The following is a 9,521-nucleotide window of genomic DNA, read 5'->3' as shown; positions in this document are numbered from 1 at the left end:
CGCGGCGTGCCCCACCGCGCGCATGAAGTCCTCGGCGTCCTTCTCGGACGTCGAGGCGAGCCACACGACGGTCTCGCCGACCGCCCGCACCGCCAGCCCCTGCGGGTCGGGCTCCACGACCTCGACGGAGACCCCCGCCTCCTCCAGGTACGGGAGCTGCGGGTGCGCGGCGGAGCCGGTCAGCACCGGCCCGGAGCGCAGCGCCTGCCAGGCCTGGTGGCTCAGCAGGCCCGGAGCGATCCTGGGCGAGGTGGTGACGACGATCAGCGGCACGTCTTAACCCTGCTGTTGTTGCTGCTGCTGCGCCTGCTGGGTGGCGGCCTTGCCGAACCGGCCCGCGTCAATGAACAGCGACGGGTTCTCCTGCGACGGCGACGGGTTCACCACGCCGAAACGGGGGTTGAAGGTCGTCTTGATCGCGGAGAACTCCTTGCGCAGCTGGTCCGTGCCGGCCTGGCCGGCCGCCTGCTGCAGCTTGGTCATCCCGACGGCCGTGCGCGCGTACTCGCGGGCGTAGGTCGGCGCGACGCCCAGGGCCAGCAGGTTGATCTGGGCGTTCTGGTACTGGCCGGGATCCAGGAGCTTGGCGTCGATCTCCTTGTCGGTCACCTGAACGTTGCGGCTGGCCATGAACTGCCTGGCCGCGCTGATGTCGGCGAGCCGCTGCAACACGTACTGGGTGACCGGCACGCCGAGCGCCGCCTCGTCCAGGTTGTTCTTCTTCAGCGCGGCCTTGTAGGCCTCCGCGTCCGTGGTGAGCTGACTCGTCGAGATGCGCTCGTTCCCCACCACGGCCGCGGCCCCGGCCTGCACTGGGGAGGAGCAGGCGGTCAGGGCGATGCCCACCGCCGCGGCGGCCACAGCCACTCGTATCGACTTCACGTGCGTCCCTTTCCGACCGAAAACCGCCGCTAGCTTACCCGCGCTGGCTCGAGGAACAGTGCCTCGACCAGGTCACCGCACCATTTGAGCAGGTCGAGATCGCGTAGTGGCTGCCCCCCGAGCGGCTTGGTCTTGGGGACCGGCACCAGCAGCGTCTCGGCCGCCTGCTTGTATATCGCCTTCTTGTAGAGCCGGTCGAGCCGGACCTGCTGCGACTCCCTCAGGCTCGCCGGGCCGAACTTGATGTTCTGGCCCTGCAGCGTGACGTCCGTGAGCCCGGCCTGGCGCGCCTTGATCCGGAACTTGGCCACCTCCAGGAGGTTGTCCACCTCCGCGGGCGGCTTGCCGTAGCGGTCGGTCAGCTCCTCGCGCACCTCGTCGATGTCGGCGTGGGTGGCGATGGCCGCGATCCGCTTGTACGCCTCCAGCCGCAGCCGCTCGGACGTGACGTAGTCGTGCGGGATGTGGGCGTTGATCGGCAGCTCGACCTTGACGTCCTGCTGCTCCTCGCGCACCTCGGCGCCGTCGAGCTTGGCCTTCTGCTCCTGCACGGCCTCGGCCATCAGCCGCACGTACAGGTCGAAGCCGACGCCCGCGATGAACCCGGACTGCTCGGCCCCCAGCACGTTTCCCGCGCCACGGATCTCCAGGTCCTTCATCGCGACGTACATGCCCGCGCCCATCTCGGTGTGCTGCGAGATCGTGGCCAGCCGCTCGTGGGCGGTCTCGGTCAGCGGCTTCTCCGGCGGGTAGAGGAAGTACGCGTAACCGCGCTCCCTGCCTCGCCCGACGCGCCCTCGGAGCTGGTGGAGCTGGGACAGTCCGTAGTTGTCGGCCCGGTCCACGATCAGCGTGTTGGCGTTGGGCACGTCGAGCCCGGACTCGACGATCGTGGTGGAGACCAGCAGGTCGTACTCCCGCTCCCAGAACCCCACCATGATCTTCTCGAGCTGGTGCTCGTTCATCTGCCCGTGCGCCACCGCGATGCGCGCCTCGGGCACCAGCTCGCGCAGCCGCGCGGCCACGCGGTTGATCGAGGCCACCCGGTTGTGCACGAAGAAGATCTGCCCGTCGCGCATCAGCTCGCGCCTGATCGCGGCCCCGATCTGCTTCTCCTCGTACGGCCCCATGAACGTGAGGATCGGATGCCGCTCCTCGGGCGGCGTGAGGATCGTGGACATCTCGCGGATGCCGGTCAGACCCATCTCCAGCGTGCGCGGGATCGGCGTGGCCGACATGGCCAGGACGTCGACCTGCGTACGCAGGTGCTTCATCGCCTCTTTGTGCTCGACGCCGAACCGCTGCTCCTCGTCGATGATGATCAGCCCGAGGTCCTTGAACCTGACCTCGGGGCTGAGCAGCCGGTGCGTGCCGATCACCACGTCGACCGCGCCCGACCTGAGCCCTTCGAGCGTGCCCTTGACCTCGCCGTCGGTCTGGAAGCGGGAGACCGGCTTGAGAGTGACCGGGAAGCTGGAGAAGCGCTCGGTGAACGTCGACATGTGCTGCTGCACCAGCAGCGTCGTCGGCACCAGCACGGCCACCTGCTTGCCGTCCTGCACCGCCTTGAACGCCGCCCGCACCGCGATCTCGGTCTTGCCGTAGCCGACGTCGCCGCAGATCAGCCGGTCCATCGGGACGCCGCGCTCCATGTCGCGCTTGACCTCGTCGATGGCCTCGAGCTGGTCGCCGGTCTCCGCGTACGGGAAGGCGTCCTCCATCTCCCGCTGCCACGGCGTGTCGTCCCCGAAGGCGTGGCCCGGCGAGGCCATGCGGGCGGAGTAGAGCCTGATCAGCTCCCCCGCGATCTCCTTGACCGCCTTCTTCGCCCTGGACTTGGCCTTGGCCCAGTCGGCGCCGCCCATGCGGTTGAGCGTGGGCGCCTCGCCTCCGACATAGCGGGTGACCTCGTCGAGCTGGTCGGTCGGCACGTAGAGCCGGTCGCCCTTGGCGTACTCGATGACCAGGTATTCGCGGGTGGCGCCCTGGACCGTGCGCTGGACCATCTCGACGTAGCGGCCCACGCCGTGCTGCTCGTGCACCACGTGGTCGCCGACCTTGAGCTGGAGCGGGTCGACCATGTTGCGGCGGCGCGACGGCAGCCGCCGCATGTCCTTGGTGGACGCCTTCTGCCCGACCAGGTCGAGATGGGTGAGCACGGCCAGGCTCGGGGTGATGAAGCCGTGCTCGATGAGGCCCGTCGTGACGTGGACGACCTTGGGCTCGGGCGCCTTGTCCAGGTACTGCTGGAGCCTGGCGGGCACGTCGACGCCCTTGAGCAGCTCCACCATGCGCTCCGCGGGCCCGTGGCCCTCGCTGAGCAGCACGACGGCCTTGTCGTCGGCCAGCCAGCCCTTGATGTCGGCCAGCGCCTTGGCGGTGTCGCCGCGGTAGGCCTCGGAGTCCTGAGCGTCGAGCTCGACCCCGCCGCCGAACGGCGCCATCGTCCACCACGGCTGGCCCAGCACGTCGGCGTGGTCGCGGATCTCCTCCAGCGTGCGGAACGCCGCCGCGCCCAGGTCGATGGGCGCCTCGCCGCCGGCCGCCGCGTTGATCCAGGAAGCCTCCAGGAACTCCTGCGAGGTGCGTACGAGCTCCTCGGCCCGCCCCCTGATCCGCTCGGGATCGCACACGAACACCGCGGACCGCACCGGCAGGTGGTCGAGCAGCAGGTCCATCTCCCCGGCCAGCACGGGCGCGAACGCCTCCATGCCCTCGACCGGCGTGCCCTCGGCGAGTTGGTCGAGCACCTCGGCCAGCGGCGGGTACTGCTCGGCCAGCTCCCGCGCCCGTACCCTGACCTCGTCGGTCAGCAGCAGCTCCCGGCACGGCGGCGCGAACAACCCGCCTTCCGCCGCCTCGAGCGAGCGCTGGTCGGCCACCTTGAACCAGCGGATCTCCTCGACCGTGTCGCCCCAGAACTCCAGCCGCAGCGGGTGCTCCTCGGTCGGCGGGAACACGTCGAGCAGCCCGCCGCGCACGGCCACCTCGCCGCGCTTCTCCACCATGTCGACCCGGTGGTAGCCGTTGGTCACCAGGCGGTCGACGACCTCCTCGAGATCGGCGTCGTCGCCCGCCCGCAGCCTGGTCGGCTCGAGATCGCCGAGCCCCTTCACGATCGGCTGCAAAAGCGCCCTGACCGGCGCCACGATCACACTGAGCGGCCCGGCCGCCGTGTCGCCCTTGACCGGGTGCGCCAGCCGCCTCAGGACCGCCAGCCGCTGCCCCACCGTGTCACTGCGCGGCGAGAGCCGCTCGTGCGGCAACGTCTCCCACGCCGGGAACACCGCCACAGAACTCGGCTCGACGAGGCTGGTCAAGGCCGCGGCGAGATCTTCGGCCTCACGCCCCGTGGCGGTGACCGCGAGCACTGTCCGCTGGTCGTGCGTGGCCAGCGCCGCCACGCCGAACGGCCGCAGCGCGCTTGGCGCGATCAGCGCGACATCGCCGCCCTCTTCGAGAGCGGCGGTCAACTTCGGGTCGGCGCGAACAAGGTCAAGTAGTCCGGAAAGACTCATCAGATACGCCCACAGCCCCACGACGGCAACACGACTACCCCCGGCCGAGTCAGGTCGCGGGGGTTCTCTCCAAGGGTACTCGCCGTCGTCCTCAACCGATCCGATAGCCAGGCACGGAGGGCCAGCGCACGGTGAGCACGGTCGAGGCCTCCTCCGCGTACCACGAATGGTCGACGCCCTTCCCCCAGACCACGTAGTCACCCGGCTCGGACAGCAGCACGCTCCGGCCCGGCAGCTCCACCCGGAACCGGCCGCTGATCAGCACCAGCAGGGCGGTGCGCTCCTCCCCCTCGACCCACTCCCCCCGCTCGTCGCCGGGCGGGTGCACGCCCCACTTGATCTCCACATCGTCGCTGTGTCTTGGATCGCCGAGGGGTTTGAAATGACCCAGCAGCCAGCCCCGATCCGCGGCCGCGTCGACACCGGCTTTCCCCACATAGACCACATCGCTCACGGCCCAGGACGCTAGCAGGGAAATGCCTTACTGAATCGGATTGGTTGATTACTGTAGGTGACATGTCTGAGGTGCGATCGGTCGCCCAAAGAGGCGATCTCTTCGGTCAGCGGGTCCGCGAGCACTGGGCCGGCCTGCTCGGCAGGCGGCTCGACGTGCTCGTCGCCGGGTGCGCGCACGACGAGCCGCTGGAACTGGAGCGGATCGAGACGAGAGCCACCGGGGTCGACGAGGACCACCCCTCGATCAGGGCCGTGCTGGGGGAGCGCGCCGACCTGGTGTCGTGGACGCTGGGCGACCTGCGCAGCGTGCCGCTGACGCCCAGGTCTTACGACGTGATCCAGGTGTCGTTCCTGCTCGAGCGGATCAGGCACGCGGAGCTCGTGTTCGACCGGCTGCTGCAGTCGCTGCGCCCGGGGGGCCTGGTGCTGCTGCGCATGCGCGACCGCAGGTCCGCCTACGGCCTGCTTGACCGGATCACGCCGTCGTGGCTGCGCCGCCCGCTGTGGCGCGTGCTCGTCGCCCCCGGCACGCCGGGCCCGTTCCCGACCGTGTACGAACCGCTGGCCTCGAGCGACGGCATGCACGCGTTCTGCCTCAGCCGCGGCCTCATGATCACCGACGACGAGCGGAACACCAGCGGCCCTGCGCGCTGGCGCGGGATCGCCGTCGCCGCGGTCGCCGCGGCCGCCAAGCTGACCAACGGCCGGTACCTCGCCACCCACGACGAGATCACCATGGTGATCAGGAAGCCACAGCACCACTTCGCCCGGCTCCTCTAGCCCTGTTCTCGGCGGCGGCCGCTTCGTCGCAGCTCGGCCACCGCGGGCCCTTGATCCTCCTCCCGAAGGGATCTCCACCGAAGTGCGGAAGACGGGTCTAGCTACACACCCACATCAATCGGTAGACTCCTTTCCTACCAATTCAATCGGAATAGTTGGGATGTTGCAGACGTGGAGTGGACCCCCGACCCGCGCGAGCTGGCCGACCTCGAGCTGCTGCTGTCCGGCGCGTTCGAGCCGCTGACCGGGTTCCTCGGCCACGATGACCTCCACGCGGTGCACGAGCGCGGCACGCTCGCCGACGGCACCCCGTGGCCCGCGCCCGTCACGCTCCACCTGCCCGCCGACGTCTCGCCCGGCGACGAGGTCACACTCCTCGACCCGGAGGGCCTGCCGCTGGCCACGCTCACGGTGACCGCCCACGAGCCGGACGGACTCACCTCCGGCCCCGTCAAGGGCCTCGGCGCGCCCGAGCACGGCCCGTTCGCGCGCCTGCGGCTCACCCCGGCCGAGGTCAAGGCCGAGCTCGGCGGGCGTCCCGCGCTCGCTGTCACCATGCGCGGCCCCCTCGACGATCTCTCCGAGATCGTCGACACCGCGAAGGAGCTCGACGCGGTGATCATGCTACTCCCCCTCTCGTACGGCGAGGCGGGCCCCGCGGTCGTACGCGCCGCGCTCCGCGCCAAGGAGAAGCTGCCCGAGGACACGATCGTCGTCTCCGTGCCCCTGGCGCCCCGCGAGGAGCCCGAGATCGACCTGGAGCTGCGCGAGCACGTCGCCACCGCCTACGGCGCCACCGAGCACCTGGCGGGCCCCGACCCCGTGCACATTCCCGGCCCCCCGCACCGCCGGGGCCTCGTGGTCTTCTTCACCGGCCTGTCCGGCTCCGGCAAGTCCACTATCGCCCGCGGCCTGCGTGACACGCTGCTGGAGCTCGGCACCCGCACGGTGACCTACCTCGACGGCGACGTCGTGCGCCACCTGCTGTCCAAGGGCCTGACGTTCTCCAAGGCCGACCGCGACCTGAACATCCGCCGCATCGGCTTCGTGGCCGCCGAGGCCGCCCGCCACGGCGGCCTGGCCATCTGCGCGCCCATCGCCCCCTACGCGGCCACGCGCGAGGAGGTCCGCGAAATGGTCGAGTCGGTCGGGGCGGACTTCCTGCTCGTGCACGTCGCGACGCCGCTGGAGGAGTGCGAGCGGCGCGACCGAAAGGGCCTGTACGCCAAGGCGCGCGCCGGGCTCATCCCCGAGTTCACCGGCATCTCCGATCCCTACGAGGAGCCGGACGACGCCGACCTGGTGATCGACACCACGCACATCTCGATCGACGCGGCCGTCTCCCAGGTCCTGGGGACGCTCAGGTCTGGAGGCTGGGTCCGTTGATCGATTGGGCGCTGATCGGCGGGTCCTTCCTCGTCGCGATCGTGGTCGGGCTGACCGGGATGGGCGGCGGCGCGCTCATGACGCCGATGATGATGCTGTTCTTCAACGTCCCGCCGCTGGCCGCCGTCTCCAGCGACCTGGTCGCCTCCGCCGTGATGAAGCCGGTAGGCAGCCTCGTGCACCTGCGCCGGGGCACGGTCAACCTGCGCCTGGTCGGCTGGCTGTGCGCGGGCTCGGTGCCGGCCGCCTTCTGCGGGGTGTTCCTGGCCCGCGCGTTCGCGGTCACCGACGCGGTGAAGTACGCGCTCGGCGTGGCGCTTCTGCTGGCCGTGGCGGGCATGGCCCTCAAGAGCTGGCTCGGCGGGCGGGGAGGGGCGTCGAACGCGCACGAGATCGTCGTGCGCCCAATTCCGACCCTACTGGTCGGTACGGTGGGCGGACTGGTCGTAGGCGTCTCGTCCGTCGGATCCGGATCTCTGATCATCGTGGCCCTGCTCGCCCTCTATCCGGCACTCAAGGCCAACCAGCTCGTCGGCACCGACCTCGTACAGGCCGTGCCGCTGGTCGCCTCCGCCGCGCTCGGGCACGTGCTGTTCGGCGACTTCCAGCTGGACCTCACGCTGTCGCTGCTCATCGGCTCGATCCCGGGCGTCTACCTCGGCGCCAGGATCTCCTCTCGCGCCCCCGGCGGCCTGATCAGGGCGCTGCTGGCGATCGTGCTGCTCGCCTCCGCCCTCAAGCTGCTCGACGCGAGCACCACGTTCACCGTGTGGGCCCTCGTGGCCGCAACCGTGATCACGGTCGTGGGGTGGCGGGTCACGGCCGCGGGACGGGCGTCGCGCGGAAGTACGGATCTCGAGCCAGCTCGCTGAACGCCCGGCCGGCGCCCGTGCCGGCGTCGAAGCTGGTGTCGCCGCGCGGTGCGTGCGGCGAGTCGAAGTACAGCAGCGCCTTGATCTGCGGATACCGCTTGATCTGCCGCCGCACCGACTCGAAGAACGCGCGCTTGAACGACCGGTCGTCCGTCCGCTCGAACACACCCCACTCGGCTACCATGACCGGCTTGCCGGGGAAGCGTGCCTGCATCCACCGGTAGAACCCCGGCCAGTCCGGATATTCCTTGCGGGTCTTGTTCACCAGGCCCTCGAAGTCGTTCACCTTGCCGTCGGCGTACGGGTCCATGGCCACCCAGTCGACCACGTCGTCTCCCGGGTAGAGGTCCTCGAACCAGGGCTCGGCCGCCCAGTTGGGCGCCCCCATGTACGTCATGACCATGACCGCGTTCTTCACGCCGTCGGACCGCAGCCTGAGCACGACGTGCCGGAACATGGCCGCGTAGTCGGTGGCCTGCATGCCCGAGCCCGACGAGGCGTCCACGTCGTTCTCCGGCTCGTGGTGGAGGGTGAGGAAGAACCGCTCGGGGAAGGTGCGCCTGAGGTATCCGGCCAGCCGGTCGATCCTGGCGTCGAGCGCCCCGTCGGCGATCTCGGCCCAGGTGCGGTCGAACGACGGCTTCCAGTTGATCATGAGCAGCCGGGGCCTGGCCGGGTCGCGGGCCATCCTGATCTCCGCGTTGGTGGGGAACAGCTCGCTGCCCCGGTGGTAGACGTGCACCACGTCGGCCGAGGCCCCCATGCGCGCCTCGGCGCCGCGCAGGGCGTGCTCGGGCTGCTCACCGGTGAAGACCTCCGGCGCGATGCCCCACCAGGCGCCGCAGGACGGTATGAGCCTGGAGGTCGCCGTACAGGAGGGCGGCGAGCCGGAGGCTTCCTTGACGGCCACGGGCGCTCGCGCGTTGGAGCCCTCAGCCGTGGAGCAGGCGGCCAGCACCGCGATAACGACCAGAATGACCGCGGTGTTCGTGGTGGTATGAGAAATTCCCCGTAGCTGCAAAGCCTTTCAACCCCCTTGTCGAATGACCCCCGCCTATCAAACCTGAACCTTGCCATGTCGTTCCTCGAACTTCAGCCAGTGTGCCGAGTCTCTCCAGCTGACGGCAGGCGAAAGCCCGAAGGCACTTTCCGGACATTTCAATTTATAGACGGCTTTACCTTGTACCCGACTCGAGAAAATCTTGGGTATTCGGCTTGGCTGATAATCGTCCGCCCTATAGTGGGCGCACATCTCGACGCAATTCCAGGAGACCCTCCCCAATGAGCTCAGGCACGGACCTGGACGAGCACCTTTCGCTGCTGCGCAGGCGATGGCTGCTCCTGGTGGGCTGCGTCGTGTTGGGCGGCACGGCCGGCCTCGCGCTCATGCGGCTCACGCCGCCCTCCTACACGGCGACCACGCAGGTGCTGGTCATGCCGGTCGGCTCGCAGGAGCCGGCCAACCAGGTGACCAGCCGCCAGCGCGAGCCGCTCAACCTCGACACCGAGGCGCAGGTCGCGCAGTCCGCCGTCGTTGGCCGGCGCCCCCGCCCCCCACCGCGGCGAGGGGGAACCCCCCCCCGCCGCCGGGCGAGGTCAAGCCCCCCCCGCGGGGGGCGGGGATGGC

General features: G+C 69.9%; 8 protein-coding genes and 1 pseudogene. 4 read left to right on the top strand and 5 right to left on the bottom strand.

Annotated features, from left to right (window positions below; genetic code table 11):
• The 4 genes and pseudogenes from AB0J09_RS44770 to AB0J09_RS44755 form a co-directional block, all read right to left on the bottom strand.
• Positions 1–273: pseudogene (locus AB0J09_RS44770) on the bottom strand (nucleoside triphosphate pyrophosphohydrolase); the annotation flags it as partial.
• A 3-nt stretch (positions 274–276) separates the two neighbouring features.
• On the bottom strand, positions 277–882 hold the full coding sequence (locus tag AB0J09_RS44765; RefSeq protein WP_360705434.1) for a hypothetical protein: 606 nt from the start codon (positions 880–882) through the stop codon (positions 277–279).
• A 29-nt stretch (positions 883–911) separates the two neighbouring features.
• A complete protein-coding gene (gene mfd / locus AB0J09_RS44760; protein WP_360705432.1) occupies positions 912–4,400 on the bottom strand; it encodes a transcription-repair coupling factor in 3,489 nt (1,162 codons plus the stop codon).
• 91 nt (positions 4,401–4,491) lie between these two features.
• On the bottom strand, positions 4,492–4,854 hold the full coding sequence (locus tag AB0J09_RS44755; protein WP_360705429.1) for a signal peptidase I: 363 nt from the start codon (positions 4,852–4,854) through the stop codon (positions 4,492–4,494).
• Between the two features lie 62 nt (positions 4,855–4,916).
• On the opposite strand from AB0J09_RS44755, the gene AB0J09_RS44750 reads away from it, so the two are divergent.
• The 3 genes from AB0J09_RS44750 (at position 4,917) to AB0J09_RS44740 (ending at position 7,894) form a co-directional block, all read left to right on the top strand.
• Positions 4,917–5,636: a class I SAM-dependent methyltransferase gene (locus AB0J09_RS44750; protein ID WP_360705426.1), complete on the top strand. Its 720-nt coding sequence runs from the start codon at positions 4,917–4,919 to the stop codon at positions 5,634–5,636.
• 171 nt (positions 5,637–5,807) lie between these two features.
• Positions 5,808–7,022: an adenylyl-sulfate kinase gene (gene cysC, locus AB0J09_RS44745; protein ID WP_360705423.1), complete on the top strand. Its 1,215-nt coding sequence runs from the start codon at positions 5,808–5,810 to the stop codon at positions 7,020–7,022.
• Positions 7,019–7,894 carry a sulfite exporter TauE/SafE family protein gene (locus tag AB0J09_RS44740; RefSeq protein WP_360705420.1) on the top strand — a complete coding sequence of 292 codons (876 nt, stop codon included), beginning with the start codon at positions 7,019–7,021 and terminating at the stop codon, positions 7,892–7,894. Before cysC ends, AB0J09_RS44740 begins: the two co-directional genes overlap by 4 nt.
• Here AB0J09_RS44740 and AB0J09_RS44735 read toward each other — a convergent pair.
• The gene (locus tag AB0J09_RS44735; protein WP_360705417.1) at positions 7,839–8,915 is read right to left on the bottom strand and encodes a hypothetical protein; all 1,077 of its coding nucleotides are present in this window, start codon (positions 8,913–8,915) and stop codon (positions 7,839–7,841) included. The two genes, AB0J09_RS44740 and AB0J09_RS44735, sit on opposite strands and share 56 nt — an antisense overlap.
• Before the next feature lie 260 nt (positions 8,916–9,175).
• On the opposite strand from AB0J09_RS44735, the gene AB0J09_RS44730 reads away from it, so the two are divergent.
• Positions 9,176–9,521 (top strand): Wzz/FepE/Etk N-terminal domain-containing protein (locus tag AB0J09_RS44730; protein ID WP_360705414.1); only part of this gene is annotated, 346 nt, incomplete at its 3' end.

The sequence above is a fragment of the Nonomuraea sp. NPDC049784 genome (assembly GCF_040659615.1).
Taxonomy (GTDB): Bacteria; Actinomycetota; Actinomycetes; order Streptosporangiales; family Streptosporangiaceae; genus Nonomuraea.
The sequence above is the reverse complement of the archived record's forward strand: the minus strand, read 5'-3'. Positions and strand labels throughout refer to the sequence as shown.

What these genes read in the sequence shown, in the direction of transcription:
- mfd (WP_360705432.1), bottom strand. Translation starts at nt 4,400, where the DNA reads ATGAGTCTTTCCGGACTACTTGACCTTGTTCGCGCCGACCCGAAGTTG.
- AB0J09_RS44750 (WP_360705426.1), top strand. Translation starts at nt 4,917, where the DNA reads ATGTCTGAGGTGCGATCGGTCGCCCAAAGAGGCGATCTCTTCGGTCAG.